The organism is Pseudomonas sp. PDNC002 (genome assembly GCF_016919445.1).
Lineage (GTDB): Bacteria > Pseudomonadota > Gammaproteobacteria > Pseudomonadales > Pseudomonadaceae > Pseudomonas.
Map to the genome: position 1 here is coordinate 5,446,736 of NZ_CP070356.1, position 18,224 is coordinate 5,464,959.

Here is an 18,224-nt window from a genome sequence, read left to right on the forward strand (position 1 = left end):
GCACCCTCCTCAGATCACCGCTTTCTTCGCGGCACGCAAGACACGATCGGACAGGTCGCCATCACCCAGAGCCCGGGCCAGCGCCAATCCACCAATCATCAGGGCCATGTCGCTGAGCACCGTGTCGATCTCCTCCGGGCGCCCGGCCAATGCCGCGACCATCAACTCCACATGTTCTTCCAGGGTCTGCCGGAAGGCCTCCGGCAGGTTAGCCACCTCGTTCAGCGAGCTGGGGATCGGGCAGCCTTCGTCCTCGCTGTCGCGGTGCTTGCGCGACAGGTAGAACTGCGCGGTGAGCGCACGGCGCTCGGCGAAGCTCAATTGCGGATCGAAGCGCTTGAGTCCTTCCCGGCGCTTGGCGAGCAACTGGCGGAACGCCTCCAGCATCAGCGCGTCCTTGCTCTCGAAGTGCGCGTAGAAACCACCGACAGTCAGCCCTGCGGCCGACATCACCTCGCCCACGCTGGGCCCCACCGGCCCGCGCTGGAGCAATGCGCTGGTGGCGGCAGACAGGATGCGTTCACGGGTCTGGGCTTTCTTGTCGCTCATGACGGGCCTCTCGCTAAAAATATTATGGAGAGAATATTATTCTCATAATAAAAATCAGCAAGCGAAAAGCGCGACCGTTGATCGGGTGGGAATTTATTCGGAGGGAGAAAAACAAAAGGGCCACTGAAAAACTCAGTGGCCCTATAGGCATCGCAGAGCGATAAAAATGGCGTCCCCTAGGGGACTCGAACCCCTGTTACCGCCGTGAAAGGGCGGTGTCCTAGGCCACTAGACGAAGGGGACATATCCTTCGAAGAAACCCACCGGTCGGTGGATTCTGGCTTCATCCCGATTGGGAATTTGGTGGAGCTAGACGGGATCGAACCGTCGACCTCTTGCATGCCATGCAAGCGCTCTCCCAGCTGAGCTATAGCCCCAGATGACTCTGGCTGACGACGCGAACGCATCGTCGCTGGAATAGTGGCGTCCCCTAGGGGACTCGAACCCCTGTTACCGCCGTGAAAGGGCGGTGTCCTAGGCCACTAGACGAAGGGGACGCAAAACCTTCGATTTCGGACTTGCCAGGACAGGCAAGTCTTACTGGTAATTTGGTGGAGCTAGACGGGATCGAACCGTCGACCTCTTGCATGCCATGCAAGCGCTCTCCCAGCTGAGCTATAGCCCCAAAGTACCGCTGGATCTATCGTTCCGCTTCGCTCTGTCAATTCAGTTCGTCGCTGGAACGGGGCGCATCTTAGGGGTGAGGCGAACCCCTGTCAACAACATTTTTTCAGATTTATTATTTTTTTCTCCCACAGAACAATCACTTATGTGACCGGCCTGGTTTCCGCCCGGCAAAATCCGCAGCGTCCCCGCCCTCCTCCGGCACACGCCGCGCGGCCGGCACCGGCATGCAAAAGGCCGGACGCTTCACAGCGGCCGGCCTTTTTCAGTGTAGGAAAGAACTCACGAGCCAATGGCGTCGCGGATCTTTTCCCACTCCTTGGCTTCTTTCTTCGACGCGCCGCCCAGCAGCTCCAGGGCCTGGCGCAGGCGATAGCGCGACAGGTCGGCGCCGAGGATTTCCATGGCGTCGAGCACCGATACCGAGCTGGCCTGCCCGGTGATGGCCGGGAACATCAGCGGCATCACGTCACGCAGCTTGAGACCCAGATGCTCAGCCACCGCCTGGATGGTCGCGGTGATGCGGTCCTTTTCCCACTGGCGCAGCGCTTCGAGCTTCCACAGCACCAGTTGCAGCACCTGGCGAACCTGGGTGGCATCGAGCTTCTTGTGTTCGAACAGCTTGGCGTCCAGCTGCACGCCGCCGCTGAAGAAGAAGCCGGCCAGCGGAGCGATCTGGCTGAAGTTTTCCACGCGGCCTTGCACGTGCGGGGCGATCTTCATCAGGTACTCGGGGTTGAGCGCCCACTTCTGCACTTCCTTCGCGAAGTCCTCGACGGACAGCTCGCGAATCCACTGGCCGTTCAGCCAGGAGAGCTTCTCGATGTCGAAGATCGGCCCGCCCAGGGACACGCGGGACAGGTCGAAGTGCTCGATCATCTCCGCCAGGCTGAACTTCTCGCGCTCGTCGGGCATGGACCAGCCCATGCGGCCGAGGTAGTTCAGCAGCGCCTGGGGCAGCAGGCCCATGCGCTCGTAGAAGGTGATGGAGGTGGGGTTCTTGCGCTTGGACAGCTTGCTCTTGTCCGGGTTACGCAGCAGCGGCATGTAGCAGAGCACCGGCTGTTCCCAGCCGAAGTACTCGTACAGCTTGATCAGCTTGGGCGCCGAGGGCAGCCACTCTTCGCCACGCAGGACGTGGGTGATGCCCATCAGGTGGTCGTCGACCACGTTGGCGAGGAAGTAGGTGGGCAGGCCGTCAGCCTTCATCAGCACCTGCATGTCCATGCGGTCCCACGGGATTTCGACGTCACCACGGAGCATGTCCGGCACCACGCAGACACCCTCGGTCGGCACCTTCATACGCACCACGTGGGATTCGCCGGCGGCGATGCGCTTGGCCGACTCTTCCTTCGGGAGGTGCATGCAATGGCCGTCGTAGCGCGGGGTTTCCTTGCGCGCCTGTTGCTCGGCACGCAGCGCGTCGAGGCGCTCGGAGGAGCAGAAGCAGGGGAAGGCGTGGCCTTTCTCGACCAACTCTTCGCTGTACTGCTTATAGATGGCACCACGCTCGCTTTGGCGATACGGGCCATGCGGGCCGCCGACGTCCGGGCCTTCGTCCCACTCGATGCCCAACCAGCGCAGCGCGTCGAAGATCTGCTGTTCCGATTCGCGGGTCGAACGCACCTGGTCGGTGTCCTCGATGCGCAGAATGAACTGACCGCCATGCTGGCGGGCGAAGCAGAGGTTGAACAGCGCGATATACGCGGTGCCGACGTGCGGGTCGCCGGTGGGAGACGGCGCGATACGGGTGCGGACTGTGGTCATGAAGGCTCTCGTGTGCAGCAATTCTTCGTGTGAAGCGGACAGCGCGCGACGGCGCGCGCGCTCATGGATGCGATGGTATCAGGCGGGCCGCCTTCGGCTCCAGCCAACGACCGGGATCGATGGGCAGGTTGTTGATCAGGAAATCGAGGAAAGCCTTCACCTTCATCGCCTGGAAGCGCCGCGACGGATAGACCGCGTAGAGTTCGCCGACCGGCAACTGGGTCTCCGGCAGCACCCGCACCAGTCGGCCGCTGGCCAATTGCTCGTCAACGATCAGCTCCGGCAGTGAGGCGATCCCCGCCCCTGCCAGCACGGCTTCACGGGCGAAGGTGATGTTATTGCACGACAGCACCCGGTGGCATGGCACGGTTTCCCCACGCAGCGGCCAGTAGCGTTGGGAATCGGCCTGTAACAGCACGGCACGGTGACCGGTCAGTTCCTCGACGGTTTCCGGGCGGCCATGCAGCGCCAGGTAGTCCGGGCTGGCGCACAGGCAGCGATTGGTGGTCAGCATGCGTCGGGCGATCAGGGTCGAGTCCTCCGGCTGGCCGACCATGATGACGATATCCACGCCTTCCTCCAGCGGATCGACGTTGCGCGAAGTGAGTTCAACCTCGGCAGTGATCTGCGGATAAAGGTTCATGAAGTCGCCCAGCACCTTGGCCAGGTACATCTGGCCGAACTCGATGGGCGCGGTGATCCGCAACAATCCCGACGGCGCCTGCTGCAGCTGCATCACCGCCTGCTCGGCCTCGGCGAAGTCATGCATGATCTGCCGGCAGCGGTCGTAATACGCCTGGCCCACCTCGGTCAGGCGCAGCTTGCGCGTCGTGCGGTTGATCAGCCGCACGCCCAGGCGCTCTTCCAGCAGGGCGATACGCCGGCTCACCGTCGATTTCTGCATGCCCAGGCTTTGCGCCGCCTGGGTAAAACTGTGCAGCTCCACGACGCGAGTGAAGATCAGCGCATCATCCAGCCCCATGATTGTTCCCTATAAGCAACAAAGTTTCCGAAGTGTAGCGGCTACGTGCCGCCACGGAACACTGTTACATTGGCAAACATTTTTTTGGCCAACCAAACGCTCGTTTACCTATGCCCGCACAATTACAACGCCGCCTGACCGTGTTCTTCGTCATCCTCGCCGTGGTCGCCCTCGCCTTCCTGGCGCGCTGGTACTTCATCGGCCGCTTCGTCGAGACCACCGACAATGCCTACGTGCAGGGCGAGATCACCCGCATCGCCAGCCAGCTCGGCGCCCGCGTCGACGAGGTTCTGGTGCAGGACAACCAGCACGTGGAGAAAGGCCAGTTGCTGGTGAAACTGGAAGCCGCTGACTTCCAGCTCGCCCTGGACCGCGCCAAGGCCACCCTGGCCACCCGCGAGGCGGAATTGGAGCAGGCGCGCAGCAAGCTCAAGGGCCAGACCAGCATGATCGCGGCCAGCGCGGCCGACGTGAATGCCAGCCAGGCCACCCTTGGCCGCACCGAAGTCGATCTCGGTCGCGCCCAGGCACTGCGCAAGCCCGGCTATGTGTCGGAAGAACGCGTCACCACCCTGGCCGCCGACTCCAACGTCGCGCGCTCCCAGGTCGCCAAGGCCCAGGCTGATCTGCAGGCCCAGCGCGTACAGCGCGAAACCCTGGGCACCGACGTCCAGCGCCTGCAAGCACAGATCGAGAGCGCCCGCGCCGATATCGCCCAGGCCGAGATCAATCTCGCCCGCACCGAGATTCACGCGCCGGTCAGCGGCCTGGTCGGCCAGCGCGGCGCCCGCGTCGGCCAATACGTGCAGGTCGGCAGCCCATTGCTGTCGCTGGTGCCGGACGACGGCATCTGGGTCCAGGCCAACTTCAAGGAAACCCAGATCGGCAAGATGCGCCCCGGCCAGACCGCCAAGCTAGTGTTCGACTCCTTCCCCGACCAGCCCATCGAGGGCCAGCTACAGAGCTTGTTCGCCGCCTCCGGCGCACAGTTCAGCCTGTTGCCGCCAGACAACGCCACCGGCAACTTCACCAAGGTCGTGCAGCGTATTCCGGTCAAGATCACCTTCGCCGACGACAACCCGCTCAAGGGCCTGATCCGCCCGGGCATGTCCGTCGAGGCCGAGGTCGAGCTGCGTGTCCGCTGATGCCCTGGTGCGGCCGGTCGGGGAACCGACCCGCCGCGACTGGATCGCCGTGTTCAGCGCCATGCTCGGCGCCTTCATGGCGGTCCTCGACATCCAGATCACCAACTCCTCGCTGAAGGACATCCAGGGCGCACTGGCCGCGACTCTGGAGGAAGGCTCGTGGATCTCCACCTCCTACCTGGTGGCAGAAATCATCATGATCCCGCTCACCGCCTGGCTGGTGCAGCTGCTCTCGGCACGCCGGCTGGCGTGGATGATCTCGGTCGGGTTTCTGTTTTCCTCGCTGCTCTGCTCGTTCGCCTGGAACCTGGAGAGCATGATCGTGTTCCGCGCCATGCAGGGCTTCACCGGCGGTGCGCTGATTCCGCTGGCCTTCACCCTGGCGCTGATCAAGCTGCCGGAACACCACCGCCCCAAGGGCATGGCGCTGTTCGCCATCACCGCCACCTTCGCGCCCTCCATCGGCCCGACGCTGGGCGGCTGGCTGACCGAGAACTTCGGCTGGGAATACATCTTCTACATCAACATCCCACCAGGCCTGTTGATGATCGCCGGGCTGCTCTACGGCCTGGAGAAGAAGCCGCCGCACTGGGAACTGCTGAAAAGCACCGACTACGCCGGCATCGTCACCATGGCCATCGGCCTGGGCTGCCTGCAGGTATTCCTGGAAGAGGGCCACCGCAAGGACTGGCTGGAATCGAACCTGATCGTCAGCCTGGGCAGCATTGCTCTAGTCAGCCTGATCCTCTTCGTGATCCTGCAGACGTCACGGCCGAATCCGCTGATCAACCTGGGCATCCTGCGCAACCGCAACTTCGGGCTGTCGAGCATTTCCAGCATCGGCCTGGGGATGGGACTGTACGGTTCGATCTACGTGCTGCCGCTCTATCTCGCGCAGATCCAGGGCTACAACGCCATGCAGATCGGCGAAGTGATCATGTGGATGGGCGTGCCGCAGCTGTTCCTCATTCCGCTGATTCCCAAGTTGATGAAGATCATCGAGCCGCGCCTCCTCTGCGCCGTGGGCTTCGGCCTGTTCGGCATGGCGAGCTTCTTCTCCGGCGTGCTCAACCCGGACTTCGCCGGACCGCAGTTCAACCAGATCCAGCTGCTGCGCGCCCTCGGCCAGCCGATGGTGATGGTCACCATCTCTCTCATCGCCACGGTCTACCTGCAGCCGCAGGATGCGGGCTCGGCTTCCAGCCTGTTCAACATCCTGCGCAACCTGGGCGGCGCCATTGGCATTGCGCTGCTGGCGACGTTGCTGGATAGCCGCGCCAAGGTCTACTACGACTACCTGCGCGAAGCGGTGGTGCCGGTGAACGGCGCCGTGGATGAGCGCCTGGCACAGCTGACTTCGCAGCTGGGAACGCAGCAGGCCGCGCTGGGCAAGATCAGCGAGATCGTCCACCAGCAGGCGGCAATCATGGCCTACAACGACGCCTTCCATGCCATCGGCATCGTGCTGGCAGTCAGCATGGTGGCGGTACTGCTGACGCGCCCGCTGCCGGCGGGCATGGGGGCTGGCGCGGGAGCCGGGGCGCACTAAGAGCAGGAGCACAAGTCCCCTGCCATCTCAAAGCACCTCTCCCCCGCCCTGGCTGCGAGCCCCGCTCCGAAGGGAGAGGGAGCTGCTCGGCGTTTCGGTTAATGCAAACCAAGCCGGCGAGCACCGAAATCCAAGAGCACTCGAGACAGTCCCCTCTCCCTGAAGGGAGAGGGCGCTCCTTGACCGATCAGCCCATCGATACGATGCGGTCGCGCAACTTGCCGATCTCGTCGCGCACACCCGCTGCGGCCTCGAACTCCAGGTCGCGGGCCAACTGGTACATGCGCTCCTCCAGCTGCTTGATGCGCTTGCCGATCTCGTCCGGCGTACGCGGCTCGTTGTCGTAGCGGCCGCTCTCCTCCGCCACTTTCGCCAGGCTGCGGCGCTTGCCCTTGGCGCCCGGCACCACGGCGCCTTCAAGGATGTCCTTGATGTCCTTGGTAACGCCCTTGGGCACGATGCCGTTCGCTTCGTTGAAGGCCATCTGCTTGGTGCGGCGGCGCTCGGTCTCGTTGATCGCCCGCTGCATCGAGCCGGTCATGTTGTCGGCGTAGAGGATCGCCTTGCCGTGCAGGTTCCGCGCGGCGCGGCCGATGGTCTGGATCAACGAGCGCTCGGAGCGCAGGAAGCCTTCCTTGTCCGCATCGAGGATCGCCACCAGCGCCACTTCGGGCATGTCCAGGCCTTCGCGCAGCAGGTTGATCCCCACCAGCACATCGAACTTGCCCAGGCGCAGGTCGCGGATGATTTCCACCCGCTCCACGGTGTCGATGTCCGAGTGCAGGTAGCGCACGCGCACGTCGTGGTCACCCAGATAGTCGGTGAGGTCCTCGGCCATGCGCTTGGTCAGGGTGGTGACCAGCACGCGCTGATCGACCGCCACGCGCTTGCGGATTTCCGAGAGCAGGTCATCCACCTGGGTGGTCGCCGGGCGGATTTCCACTTCCGGGTCGACCAGGCCGGTGGGACGCACCACCTGCTCGATCACTCGGCCGGCATGCTGGTCCTCATAAGGGCCGGGAGTCGCGGAAACGAAGATGGTCTGCGGACTGATCGCCTCCCATTCCTCGAAGCGCAGCGGGCGGTTGTCCAGCGCCGAGGGCAGACGGAAGCCGTATTCCACGAGGGTTTCCTTGCGCGAACGGTCGCCCTTGTACATGGCGCCGACCTGGGGAACGCTGACGTGGGACTCGTCGATCACCAGCAGCGAGTTGGCCGGCAGGTAGTCGTAGAGCGTCGGCGGCGGCTCGCCGGGGCCACGCCCGGAGAGGTAGCGCGAGTAGTTCTCGATGCCGTTGCAGTAACCCAGTTCGAGGATCATCTCCAGGTCGAAGCGGGTGCGCTGCTCCAGGCGCTGGGCTTCCACCAGCTTGTTGTTGTTGCGCAGGTACTCCAGGCGCACCTTCAGCTCCGCCTTGATGTGCTCCACCGCTTCGAGCAGCGTTTCACGCGGGGTCACGTAGTGGCTCTTGGGATAGAAGGTGAAGCGCGGCAGCTTGGTGAGCACCTCGCCGGTCAGCGGATCGAAGGCGGCGATGTTCTCCACCTCGTCGTCGAACAGCTCGACGCGGATGGCCTCAAGGTCCGATTCCGCCGGGAAGATATCGATCACGTCGCCGCGCACGCGGAAGGTGGCGCGGGCGAAGTCCATGTCATTGCGGGTGTACTGCAGGCTGGTCAGCCGGCGCAGCAGTTCGCGCTGGTCCATCTTGTCGCCGCGGTCCAGGTGCAGAACCATCTTCAGGTAGGACGCCGGGTCGCCCAGGCCGTAGATCGACGACACGGTGCAGACGATGATCGCGTCCTCGCGCTCCAGCAACGCCTTGGTCGCAGACAGCCGCATCTGCTCGATGTGGTCGTTGATCGAGGAATCTTTCTCGATGTAGGTGTCCGAGGACGGCACATAGGCCTCGGGCTGGTAGTAGTCGTAGTAGGAAACGAAATACTCCACAGCGTTGTTCGGGAAGAACGTCTTGAACTCGCCATAAAGCTGCGCGGCCAGCGTCTTGTTCGGCGCCAGCACCATGGTCGGGCGCTGCACCTGGGAAATGACGTTGGCGATGCTGAAGGTCTTGCCGGAGCCGGTCACCCCCCAACAGCGTCTGATGCGACAGGCCCGCTTCCAGCCCTTCAACCATCTGTCGGATGGCTTCTGGCTGATCACCGGCGGGCTTGAAGCGCGAATCCAGCTGGAATAACGACATGGGAACCTCGCGTTGGCGTGTGACGCTTCGGTCGCTAAAGCGTCTTACCAGTCGAAAGCATGCGCGATCAACTCGCCGCCTGCCATAGAGGCCTATATAATACCGGCCCGTCGACGCATCCCCCAGCGCCGTGTGCGGGGGGGTATGCAATTGCACTTCACTCCCGCCTTAGAGCTGCTGCCAAAATGAGTCTGTTCTCCGCTGTCGAAATGGCCCCTCGCGACCCGATCCTGGGCCTGAACGAAGCTTTCAACGCCGATACCCGTCCGGGCAAGATCAACCTGGGCGTGGGCGTGTACTACAACGAGGAAGGTCGCCTCCCGTTGCTGCGCGCCGTACAGGCCGCGGAGAAGGCCCGCATCGAGGCTCACGCCCCGCGCGGCTACCTGCCGATCGAAGGCATCGCCGCCTACGATTCGGGCGTACAGAAACTGCTGTTCGGTGCTGATTCCGAGCTGCTGGCCGAAGGCCGCGTCGTGACCACCCAGGCCGTCGGCGGCACCGGCGCGCTGAAAACCGGCGCCGACTTCCTCAAGCGCCTGCTGCCCAACGCCACCGTCGCCATCAGCGACCCGAGCTGGGAAAACCACCGCGCGCTGTTCGAAGCTGCCGGCTTCCCGGTGCAGAACTACCGCTACTACGACGCCGCCACCCACGGCGTGAACCGTGCCGGCCTGCTGGAAGACCTCAACGCCCTGCCCTCGCAGTCCATCGTGGTGCTGCACGCCTGCTGCCACAACCCGACCGGCGTCGACCTGACCATGGACGACTGGAAACAGGTTCTGGACGTGCTGAAAGCCAAGGGCCACGTGCCGTTCCTGGACATCGCCTACCAGGGCTTCGGCGACGGCATCGACGAAGACGCCTCCGCTGTGCGCCTGTTCGCCCAGTCCGGCCTGAACTTCTTCGTCTCCAGCTCCTTCTCCAAGTCGTTCTCGCTGTACGGCGAGCGCGTTGGCGCCCTGTCGGTCGTGACCGACAGCCGCGAAGAGTCGGCCCGCGTCCTGTCCCAGGTCAAGCGCGTGATCCGCACCAACTACTCCAACCCGCCGACCCACGGCGCCAGCGTCGTTGCATCCGTGCTGAACAGCCCGGAACTGCGCTCGGTCTGGGAAGAAGAACTGGGCGAAATGCGCACCCGCATCCGCGCCATGCGCGTGGCCATGGTCGAACAACTGGCTGCCCAGGGCGCCAAGCGCGATTTCGGCTTCGTAGCCCAGCAGCGCGGCATGTTCTCCTACTCCGGCCTGACCGCCGAGCAGGTTGAGCGCCTGAAGAACGAGTTCGGTATCTATGCTGTAGGCACCGGCCGTATCTGCGTCGCCGCGCTGAACAACGGCAACCTGGACACCGTCACTCGCGCCATCGTCCAGGTGTTGTAAAAAATAAGCGGGAGGTCGCATTTCAGAATGTTGACTTCCCCTTTTTAATCAGTAAGATACGCACCGTTGTTCCGCGATAGCTCAGTCGGTAGAGCAAATGACTGTTAATCATTGGGTCCCTGGTTCGAGTCCAGGTCGCGGAGCCAAATTCAAAGCCCTCGGCATATGCCGGGGGCTTTTTCTTTGCGCCGCCGAAATCCCACAGGCCGCAAAGGCCAGGCGCGCCATCCAGCGCAAAAGAAAAAGCCGGTCAATGACCGGCTTCTCTGATTACCAGAAGCACCCTTAGAGCGTAATCCGGTCGCGGTTCTTCTCCAGGGTGGCCTTGCCGATGCCCTTCACTTCCAGCAGTTGATCGATCGTGGCGAAGGGGCCATTGGCCGCGCGGTAATCGACGATCGCCTGGGCCTTGACCTTGCCGATCCCCTTCAACGATTTCTGCAACTCTTCGACGGACGCAGTGTTGATGTTCACCGCCTCCTCCTGCGAGGAAGACGCTTTCGCGGTCGGAGCGGACGCCTCGGCTGCAGGCTTCACAGCCGGCTCGGTGTTGGTAGCCGCCTGAGCGATACCTCCGAACGAGAGGCTCGCCAGCAGGATCATGCTTGCAATGGAAAGCAGGCTTTTTTTCATGAATCAGTCCTTGATTTGGGTTTCTGGGCGGTCGCGATTGCGCCGCCTGGGAAACATATCGTCAGGAGAGTCCATGAAAATGGGAGTTTAACGAGTCGGCGGCAATTTCCGCTGCCGCCGACAAAGTGCCCGGAAAGGACTTACAACGCTTGCAGATGCAGCAATTGCGGCGCCTGCTAGGAGCCGGCCGTCAGGGCTCCATCCGCCGCTGCTGGTGTATCAGGTCGACGATTTCGCCTTCCGGGCAATAGCCACTGACCGTTTCGCGCAGCAGCTGGCGCACCCGTGCGTAATTGCCCTGGTCCACCGCCTTCAGCAGGTCGGCCAGTACCAGCTTGAACCCCTCCCAGGGCATCAGCTCTTCATTGGCCTTCATGATCATCGGGTGCTCGGTGGCACTGACGTTGTCGCCGATGAGCAGCTCTTCGTACAGCTTCTCGCCCGGACGCAGGCCACTGAACTCGATGGAAATATCGCCATGCGGCGTGCGGTCGGAGCGAACGCTCAGGCCCGAGAGGTGGATCATCCGCTCGGCCAGTTCGAGAATCTTCACCGGCTGCCCCATGTCCAGCACGAACACATCGCCGCCGCGCCCCATGGAGCCCGCCTGGATAACCAGTTGGGCCGCCTCGGGAATGGTCATGAAGTAACGAGTGATGCCCGGATGGGTCACTGTCACCGGTCCGCCGCGCTTGATCTGCTCGCGGAACAACGGGATCACCGAGCCGGAAGAACCAAGCACATTGCCGAAGCGCACCATGGTGAAGCGGGTCTTGTTGACCTGATGGACTCCCGACTTGTCGCCAAACAGCACCGGCGCGGACTCCTGGCTCAGCGCTTGCAGGATCATCTCCGCCAGCCGCTTGGTGCTGCCCATCACATTGGTCGGACGCACCGCCTTGTCAGTGGAAATCAGCACGAAATGCTGCACACCAGCCTGTACCGCTACCTGCGCGGTGTGCAGGGTGCCGATGACGTTGTTCAGGACGCCTTCGGAGATGTTGTGCTCGACGATGGGCACATGCTTGTAGGCGGCCGCGTGGTAGACGGTGGCAACCTTCCAGGTACGCATGACATCCAGCAGGCGCTCCGGATCGCGCACCGACCCGAGGATGGGCACCAGTTGCACCGGCAGGGATTCACGCTTGATGCGGTTCTCCAGCTCCTGATGCACGCGGTACAGGTTGTATTCGCTGTGTTCGAACAGGACCACGACGGTCGGCGTCGAGCCGAGGATCTGGCGACAGAGCTCCGAGCCAATGGAACCGCCCGCTCCCGTCACCATCACCACTTCACCGCGGATGCAGTGCTCGATCAGTTCCTTGCGCGGCTCCACAGGGTCGCGGCCGAGCAGGTCGGCGATGTCGACTTCCTGGATGTCATCCACGCGCACCCGGCCGTTGGCTAGGTCGATGAAGCCCGGAACGCTTCGCACATGGACCGGATAGGGTTCGAGCAGACCGAGAATCTCGCGACGGCGCGAGCGGGTGGCGGACGGAACCGCCAGCAGCACTTCCTGCGCACCGGTTTCGTCGATCATCTGCTGCAGGTGCTTGGGCTTGAACACTCGCAGGCCGGCGATCACCCGGTTGGCGATCTCGTCATCGTCATCGATGAATGCGACCGGACGCATCGCCCGCCCCAGGCGCAGCGCGGCGACCAGCTGGTTACCGGCGGAGCCGGCGCCGTAGACAGCCACCTTCGGCAGGCCGTCCTGCTGCTTGAGGAAAGGCATCGCCTGGACGGCGCTGTACCAGCCGCCCATGAAATATTGCCGCATGGCCAGACGCAGCCCACCGATCATCAGCAGGCTGAGCCACCAGTAGTTCAGCACCAGCGAACGGGGAACCGCCTCGGTGACCGAGCGATTCCAGTAGACCACCAGCGACAGCAGCAACGCCGAGACCGTGACGGCCTTCCAGATCGCGATCAGCGCGTCGTTGCCCAGATAGCGCATGACCGCCCTGTACATGCCGAAACGGATGAACAGCGGGATGGCCACTACCGGCGCGGTGGCGAACAGCCAGCTGTGCACGCGCAACGGATAGACCAGGTCGTCCGCGCCCAGACGCACGATGAACGCCAGCCAGAGGGAGAACCACACCAGGGTGATGTCTGTGGCGACCTGCAAAAGCCGCTTGTATCGTCTCGGAAGCCTCAAAAGGCGTTCTCGGAGCATCTGCGCTTGTCCTTAATCCGGAGCGGGGAAAATCCAACCCTCCCGCTACATTGACCACCATATCCGCTGGAGTTCAGCTCACATTCTGTTCATCCGGACGACCCGCACCCAGATGAGCTACGACAAGCACCAACGGAGCATAGGCCACAATCAGTGCCAACAAACCGGAAACTTTCCCCAGACTCGCCAACGCAGCCAGCGGCATCAGCCAGAACAGATTGATCGCGACGACTGCCAGCGTGACCCGCAAATGACTCCGATAACGCCGCGAGGCACGCTGGTAGGCATGGCTGCGGTGCGCTTCGTAGACACGCTCGCCCCGCAGCAAGCGATGCACCAGGGTGAAGGTGGCATCCACCACGAACACCCCCATCAGGATCAACCAGCCCCAGATCAACTGCGGGCTGACCATTGCCGCCTGCACCGCCAGCCCGCCCAGCATCAGCCCGAGGAAGCCGCTACCCGCGTCGCCCATGAAAATGCGCGCCGGGGGGAAATTCCACACCAGAAAACCCGCAGTCGCCATGCCGAGTGACAACGGAAGCCACATCAACTGGCCGGCGCCGGCCAGCCAGCAACAGAGCGCCCCGCCGATGCAGACGCTGATGGCCTCGAGGCTGGCGATGCCGTCGATGCCATCCATGAAGTTATAGAGGTTCAGCAGCCAGACGAGGAATACCAGCGCAAGGCCATCGCCAACCAGGCCCAGATCAAAGGTGCCCAGAGGCGTTGGCAACGCCGGAAGTCCGCCCAGCCAATAGAGCAACCAGCCGGCGCCGACAAAGTGTCCCAGCAGGCGCCAGCGCGCCGGAATATGACGATGGTCGTCGATGAAGCCAATGGCAGCGATCCAGGCACCGGCCGGCAGCAGAGCCAACAACGCACGCCCATCCACCGCGCCGAGTACGCCAGCCAGGGGCAGGCAGCCGAGGAATCCGAGCACGATGGCGACGCCGCCGCCGCGAGGCGTGGGAATCTGGTGTGAGCTGCGGGCATTGGGAACATCCATGATGCTTCGCGCCAGCGCATACCGCCGCACGCCGGCGGTCATCGCCCAGGACGCCACGAATACGGCAACAAGGAGGATACCCATGCTCATCGATGCACTTCCCGGTCCGAGCACCCGACGGTGTCCCGCAGGGCCTGCTCGACGCCCACCGGTGGCGTCCACTCCAGCAAGCCACGGGTTTTCGCGATGTCCACCTGCAGCGAGCCGAGCAAGCGCTGGACCTGCTGGCTACGACCGGTGATGCGCCCGAGCAGGCGCAACATCCATGGCGGTACCGCCAGCAAGCGCGGACGCACGCCCAGCGCACGGCTCAGGCCAAGGCACAACTGCGCGGTCGACAGGTCCTCGCCATCGCTCACCAGGAACACCTGCCCGGCCGCCGCCGGATGTCGCGTGCAGTGCAGCAGCAGGTCGACGAGATTATCCCGAGCCACCAGGCTGCGCCGATTGTCGATGGACGCGAACGGCAGCGGCAGGCGACGTCTCAATGCGCCCATCAGACTGGCGAAATTGGCCTTCACGCCCGGTCCGTAGACCAGCGGAGGACGGACCACGACCACTTCGAGGCCGGTCTGTTCGGAGATGGCGAACAGCGCCTGTTCGGCTTCGAGCTTGGATTGTCCGTAAGGGTCCTGGGGATGGGGAACGTCATCGGCGGTGAATGGCCGGCCCGGTGCGGTTTCCTCGCCGTTGACCTTGATCGAACTGACGAAGACGAAGCGCTTCACCCCACTCGCCGCGGCCTGCAATGCCAGGCTGCGCGTAGCCTCGACATTCACCGCCCGGAACGCGGCCAATGGATCGGCGGCCTGCTCTTCCATCACATGCACGCGCGCGGCGGCGTGGATCACCACGTCGACGCCCAGCAGGGCAGCCGACCAGGACTGCGCTGCGCTCAGCCCCTCGATATGGACGACGTCGACCGTCTCAGGCAGTGCAACGTCTGCACTGCGCACGGCGGCTCGAACCTGCATGCCCCTTTCCTGGCACAAGCGCGCCAGCAAGCCTCGACCGACAAAACCTGTCGCGCCAGTCAATAGAACCTTCAATCCAGTACCTGCAGAACCTGACGCCAGCGGCGTCTTCCATGTTGTCGAGCGGATTCGCTAAAGCGGCGCAATGACCGGCCGCAATGCGTTCCAGGCGTGGCAGCTGGGACATTGCCAGTGCAGTTCGCGGCCGGCGAATCCGCACTTGCCGCACCGATAGCGCGGCATTGTCTTATACAAACCGATGATTATTGGAGCAATTTTTCCCACAGCCGAGCTTTTGTCGCTTTCAGCGTCAACGAGCTCCAGGTATTCGCCCACGCCTTGCCATGAGGGATGCTGCTCCACCCGCTCCAACAGGCTGCCGCGCCAGTTCATTTCCCCAGGCGTCTCGACTTCCGCCAGCATGGCCAGGATGGCCGGCGGCACCTCTTCACGCCCGGCAAGTTCACGCAGGTGCTCCAGCACCTCAGGCTGAACAAGGCTGTCATGGCGCCGCAACAGCGGGACGATCTCACCGACGAACGCCTTGGCGTCCCGAGCCAGTTCGCTAATCGTGGCAACAGCTGCCGCATGGTCCTGGCGCCACAACTCGCAATCCAGTCGCATGAGCAACGCGCGTACGCAGCGCTTATCGACCCGACGGGCTTCGCGAAGCAGCTCCTGCATGGCGCTGCGATCCCCGGTCTTGCGCTTTTCCTGGGCCAGTTCGCAGTAATAGTTGGCCAGGGCGGCGCTCAGCTCCGGACGGCTCGGTACCAGCCGGGCCGCGAGCTCGATGGCCCGCGACCAATTCTTCTCGCGCTCGCAGATCAGCCGCTGTTCGTCCAGGGCTTCGAGGGAAATGGGCTCGTCGCCCTGCCGGGTCAGCTCATCCAGCAGTTCCTCGGCACTGCCGAGCAGGCCGCCGGCAATGTAGTCACGCGCCAATTCGAGGCGCATTTGCGCGACCAGCGAGCCATCCTCGCCCGCACGACCGAGCAGGTCCTGGTGAATGTGGATGGCTTTCTCGATGTCGCCACGACGGCGGAACAGATTGCCGACGTGCAGGTGGCTTTCGAGGGTTTCCGGACTGACCACCAGCCCTTGGGAGAGGCTCTCCAGGGCATCGTCGGAATGTCGCTCCAGCAGGTTGTGCATGCTGTGGACGCGGGCCCGGAGTGTCGACTCCGGCGCCGGTTCGCTGCGGGAAAGCGAACGACGCCCCAACCACCAACCGATGGCCAGGGCGCAGAAGAAGAACAGCGTGGCGATAACGCTAGGCATGATCCGTCAGCGACTTCTCACGCAGCGCGTCATTCTCCTTGCGGAAACGGGTGACTTCGGAGCGCAGCCCGGTCATGCGGACATGTGTCCGTGCGCGGAAGGGAATGCTCAACAGCAGGCCGATCGCACCGCCGACGACGAAGGCAAGGGAGATGAACAGCACCAGCGGCCATTGCGGCGACTGCCAGCCAAGGAAAGTGAGCTGTGTCGGCTGCAGGTTTTCCAAGACGAAAACCACGACGACCGCGGCCAGAACGACCAGCGCCAGGATCAGCAGAAAACGTTTTGCCCGAAGCATGGACACTCCTTCTTGAAGACGGATACCCCGGGGTTACTCGGGCTCGTTGACGCGGTCGCGCAACTCCTTGCCGGGTTTGAAGTGCGGGACGAACTTGCCGTCCAGGCGCACGGACTCACCGGTCTTCGGATTGCGCCCGACGCGAGGGGCACGGTAGTGCAGAGAGAAGCTGCCGAACCCGCGGATTTCGATGCGATCCCCCGTCGCCAGAGCCTGGGACATTTGCTCAAGCATGGTCTTGATCGCCAGCTCCACGTCCTTCGCGGAAAGCTGCCCCTGATGGGTGACGATTCTCTCGATCAACTCCGACTTGGTCATGGTTTTCCCTTCTTTTTCAAGCGGCTAGATCAGCTCTAGGTTCTTTTAGCATGCTGATCATGCTTTGAACAGCCCGAACGGGAAGATGTGCTTGACAGCTGCCAACAGCGGCACCTCGAAACCGCTCCAGCTCTACGCTGAATAAAAAATGGCCGATCTCCGGGGGCTGGAGATCGGCCACGGTCGCGCCCAGGAGCGGAGGGCGCGCAAGGCAGAATCGGATCAGGCGACGGCGGCGAGTTGCGCCTTGGCCTTGGCGAGGCCCTTCTCGGCGAACTCGGCCCCCATGTTCAGGCCTTCGGCGTGGATGAACGTCACGTCGTGGATGCCCACGAAGCCCAGCGCCTGGCGCAGGTAGGGTTCCTGATGGTCCAGCGCGCCGCCCGCGTAGACGCCGCCGCGACTGGTCAGGACGAAGGCGCGCTTGCCGGTCAGCATGCCTTGCGGGCCGGACTCGGTGTACTTGAAGGTGACGCCGGCGCGCAGCACGTGGTCGAGCCAGGATTTCAGGGTGCTGGGAATGGCGAAGTTGTACATGGGAGCCGCGAGCACCAGCACGTCGGCGGCTTGCAGCTCGGCGGTCAGGAGGTTGGAGCGCTCCAGCGCGGCACGCTCGATGTCGCTGTGCTCCTGCGCCGGCTTCATCCAGCCGCCCAGCAGATTGGCATCCAGGTGCGGCACCTGCTCGACGGCCAGGTCGCGGACCTGGATCTCATCGGCCGGGTGCGCGGCCTGCCACTGGGCGATGAAATCGCGGGTCAGTTGGCGAGAAACGGAACCATCCTGGCGGGCACTGCTTTCGATGACGAGAACGCGGGACATGGACTGGACCTCCATCGGTCATTGACTGTGTCGATGGAGGTCATCCTAGAGATGACTAAATCGATTAAAAAGCAGAAAAAATCGCTACTAACTATCGAATAAATTGATTTTCAGCGAGACAACTTCTAGTCTTGTCCGGCATAAGCTCAGCCCGGCGTGCAGGTCAGCTTGATACGCAGCTTGATCACCGCACGACTGAAGCTGGAGGTCATGTTGGCCTCCTTGCCCGGCGCGATGGTGGCCTTGCGCACATGAGGCGTTTCCGGACCGTTGACGAAGACAGCAGTGCAGGTTGCCGCCTGCTGGCCGTTGTTGCGCAGGAGGATCGCACCCATCTGGTCACCGATGTCCTGGGTCTCGTAGTCCACTTCGGTGCCATTGAGAGACTTCTGCACTTCGATGGGATAAGCCATGGCAGTCAGCGGCAGCATGGCCAGAACGGCACAACAGTATTTTTTCATGGCGGTCTCTTGCAGGTCTTGTCCGACCGCCAGATTAGACAAGAGGA

The 18,224-nt window shown here is 63.1% G+C and carries 15 protein-coding genes, 5 tRNA genes and 1 pseudogene; 4 read left to right on the plus strand and 17 right to left on the minus strand.

The window, feature by feature from the left end; translation table 11 throughout:
* Positions 1-9: 9 nt before the first annotated feature.
* The 7 genes from JVX91_RS24535 to JVX91_RS24565 form a co-directional block, all read right to left on the minus strand.
* Positions 10-549, minus strand: coding sequence for a TetR/AcrR family transcriptional regulator (locus JVX91_RS24535; RefSeq protein ID WP_205336679.1), 540 nt, complete (start codon positions 547-549; stop codon positions 10-12).
* A 167-nt stretch (positions 550-716) separates the two neighbouring features.
* Positions 717-792, minus strand: a tRNA-Glu gene (locus tag JVX91_RS24540).
* Between the two features lie 58 nt (positions 793-850).
* Positions 851-926, minus strand: a tRNA-Ala gene (locus JVX91_RS24545).
* 44 nt (positions 927-970) lie between these two features.
* Positions 971-1,046 (minus strand) — tRNA-Glu (locus JVX91_RS24550).
* 52 nt (positions 1,047-1,098) lie between these two features.
* Positions 1,099-1,174: transfer RNA gene (locus JVX91_RS24555), tRNA-Ala, on the minus strand.
* Positions 1,175-1,455: 281 nt separating this feature from the next.
* Positions 1,456-2,940 (minus strand): glutamate--tRNA ligase, encoded by a 1,485-nt coding sequence (gene gltX / locus JVX91_RS24560; RefSeq protein ID WP_205336680.1) that lies wholly within the window; start codon positions 2,938-2,940, stop codon positions 1,456-1,458.
* 61 nt (positions 2,941-3,001) lie between these two features.
* Positions 3,002-3,922, minus strand: a complete 921-nt coding sequence (locus JVX91_RS24565; protein WP_205336681.1) for a LysR family transcriptional regulator — start codon at positions 3,920-3,922, stop codon at positions 3,002-3,004.
* A gap of 110 nt (positions 3,923-4,032) precedes the next feature.
* Between JVX91_RS24565 and JVX91_RS24570 the strand changes: the two genes are divergently transcribed.
* Positions 4,033-5,067: an HlyD family secretion protein gene (locus JVX91_RS24570; RefSeq protein ID WP_205336682.1), complete on the plus strand. Its 1,035-nt coding sequence runs from the start codon at positions 4,033-4,035 to the stop codon at positions 5,065-5,067.
* A 49-nt stretch (positions 5,068-5,116) separates the two neighbouring features.
* Positions 5,117-6,616: an MDR family MFS transporter gene (locus tag JVX91_RS24575; RefSeq protein WP_205340096.1), complete on the plus strand. Its 1,500-nt coding sequence runs from the start codon at positions 5,117-5,119 to the stop codon at positions 6,614-6,616.
* Positions 6,617-6,803: 187 nt separating this feature from the next.
* Here the strand turns inward: JVX91_RS24575 and uvrB are convergent.
* Positions 6,804-8,763: pseudogene (uvrB, locus tag JVX91_RS24580) on the minus strand (excinuclease ABC subunit UvrB).
* 242 nt (positions 8,764-9,005) lie between these two features.
* Here uvrB and JVX91_RS24585 point away from each other — a divergent pair.
* Together JVX91_RS24585 and JVX91_RS24590 are read left to right on the plus strand one after the other, a co-directional pair.
* A complete protein-coding gene (locus JVX91_RS24585) occupies positions 9,006-10,202 on the plus strand; it encodes an amino acid aminotransferase (RefSeq protein ID WP_205336683.1) in 1,197 nt (398 codons plus the stop codon).
* A gap of 70 nt (positions 10,203-10,272) precedes the next feature.
* A tRNA-Asn gene (locus JVX91_RS24590) sits at positions 10,273-10,348 on the plus strand.
* 139 nt (positions 10,349-10,487) lie between these two features.
* Here JVX91_RS24590 and JVX91_RS24595 read toward each other — a convergent pair.
* The 9 genes from JVX91_RS24595 to JVX91_RS24635 all read right to left on the minus strand — a co-directional run bounded on the left by JVX91_RS24595 (position 10,488) and on the right by JVX91_RS24635 (position 18,177).
* The gene (locus JVX91_RS24595) at positions 10,488-10,835 is read right to left on the minus strand and encodes a ComEA family DNA-binding protein (protein ID WP_205336684.1); all 348 of its coding nucleotides are present in this window, start codon (positions 10,833-10,835) and stop codon (positions 10,488-10,490) included.
* A 190-nt stretch (positions 10,836-11,025) separates the two neighbouring features.
* Positions 11,026-13,014 carry a nucleoside-diphosphate sugar epimerase/dehydratase gene (locus JVX91_RS24600; RefSeq protein WP_205336685.1) on the minus strand — a complete coding sequence of 663 codons (1,989 nt, stop codon included), beginning with the start codon at positions 13,012-13,014 and terminating at the stop codon, positions 11,026-11,028.
* Positions 13,015-13,087: 73 nt separating this feature from the next.
* Positions 13,088-14,113, minus strand: coding sequence for a glycosyltransferase family 4 protein (locus JVX91_RS24605; RefSeq protein WP_205336686.1), 1,026 nt, complete (start codon positions 14,111-14,113; stop codon positions 13,088-13,090).
* Positions 14,110-15,072, minus strand: coding sequence for an SDR family oxidoreductase (locus JVX91_RS24610; RefSeq protein ID WP_205336687.1), 963 nt, complete (start codon positions 15,070-15,072; stop codon positions 14,110-14,112). The genes JVX91_RS24605 and JVX91_RS24610 overlap by 4 nt, the downstream gene beginning before the upstream one ends.
* Before the next feature lie 57 nt (positions 15,073-15,129).
* Positions 15,130-16,152, minus strand: coding sequence for a tetratricopeptide repeat protein (locus JVX91_RS24615; RefSeq protein WP_240201662.1), 1,023 nt, complete (start codon positions 16,150-16,152; stop codon positions 15,130-15,132).
* Between the two features lie 118 nt (positions 16,153-16,270).
* Positions 16,271-16,576: a LapA family protein gene (locus JVX91_RS24620; protein ID WP_205336689.1), complete on the minus strand. Its 306-nt coding sequence runs from the start codon at positions 16,574-16,576 to the stop codon at positions 16,271-16,273.
* A gap of 33 nt (positions 16,577-16,609) precedes the next feature.
* Positions 16,610-16,894, minus strand: coding sequence for an integration host factor subunit beta (ihfB, locus tag JVX91_RS24625; RefSeq protein WP_003091441.1), 285 nt, complete (start codon positions 16,892-16,894; stop codon positions 16,610-16,612).
* 222 nt (positions 16,895-17,116) lie between these two features.
* Positions 17,117-17,716, minus strand: a complete 600-nt coding sequence (locus JVX91_RS24630; RefSeq protein WP_205336690.1) for an FMN-dependent NADH-azoreductase — start codon at positions 17,714-17,716, stop codon at positions 17,117-17,119.
* Positions 17,717-17,862: 146 nt separating this feature from the next.
* Positions 17,863-18,177, minus strand: a complete 315-nt coding sequence (locus JVX91_RS24635) for a 3-phosphoglycerate kinase (protein ID WP_205336691.1) — start codon at positions 18,175-18,177, stop codon at positions 17,863-17,865.
* Positions 18,178-18,224 lie beyond the last annotated feature (47 nt).

Bases quoted from the DNA above. Each gene is read 5' to 3' on its own strand.
- JVX91_RS24600 (WP_205336685.1), bottom strand. From the start codon at position 13,014: ATGCTCCGAGAACGCCTTTTGAGGCTTCCGAGACGATACAAGCGGCTT.
- JVX91_RS24630 (WP_205336690.1), bottom strand. From the start codon at position 17,716: ATGTCCCGCGTTCTCGTCATCGAAAGCAGTGCCCGCCAGGATGGTTCC.
- JVX91_RS24615 (WP_240201662.1), bottom strand. From the start codon at position 16,152: ATGCACAACCTGCTGGAGCGACATTCCGACGATGCCCTGGAGAGCCTC.
- JVX91_RS24565 (WP_205336681.1), bottom strand. From the start codon at position 3,922: ATGGGGCTGGATGATGCGCTGATCTTCACTCGCGTCGTGGAGCTGCAC.
- gltX (WP_205336680.1), bottom strand. From the start codon at position 2,940: ATGACCACAGTCCGCACCCGTATCGCGCCGTCTCCCACCGGCGACCCG.
- JVX91_RS24535 (WP_205336679.1), bottom strand. From the start codon at position 549: ATGAGCGACAAGAAAGCCCAGACCCGTGAACGCATCCTGTCTGCCGCC.
- JVX91_RS24570 (WP_205336682.1), top strand. From the start codon at position 4,033: ATGCCCGCACAATTACAACGCCGCCTGACCGTGTTCTTCGTCATCCTC.
- JVX91_RS24585 (WP_205336683.1), top strand. From the start codon at position 9,006: ATGAGTCTGTTCTCCGCTGTCGAAATGGCCCCTCGCGACCCGATCCTG.
- JVX91_RS24595 (WP_205336684.1), bottom strand. From the start codon at position 10,835: ATGAAAAAAAGCCTGCTTTCCATTGCAAGCATGATCCTGCTGGCGAGC.
- ihfB (WP_003091441.1), bottom strand. From the start codon at position 16,894: ATGACCAAGTCGGAGTTGATCGAGAGAATCGTCACCCATCAGGGGCAG.
- JVX91_RS24635 (WP_205336691.1), bottom strand. From the start codon at position 18,177: ATGAAAAAATACTGTTGTGCCGTTCTGGCCATGCTGCCGCTGACTGCC.
- JVX91_RS24620 (WP_205336689.1), bottom strand. From the start codon at position 16,576: ATGCTTCGGGCAAAACGTTTTCTGCTGATCCTGGCGCTGGTCGTTCTG.
- JVX91_RS24605 (WP_205336686.1), bottom strand. From the start codon at position 14,113: ATGAGCATGGGTATCCTCCTTGTTGCCGTATTCGTGGCGTCCTGGGCG.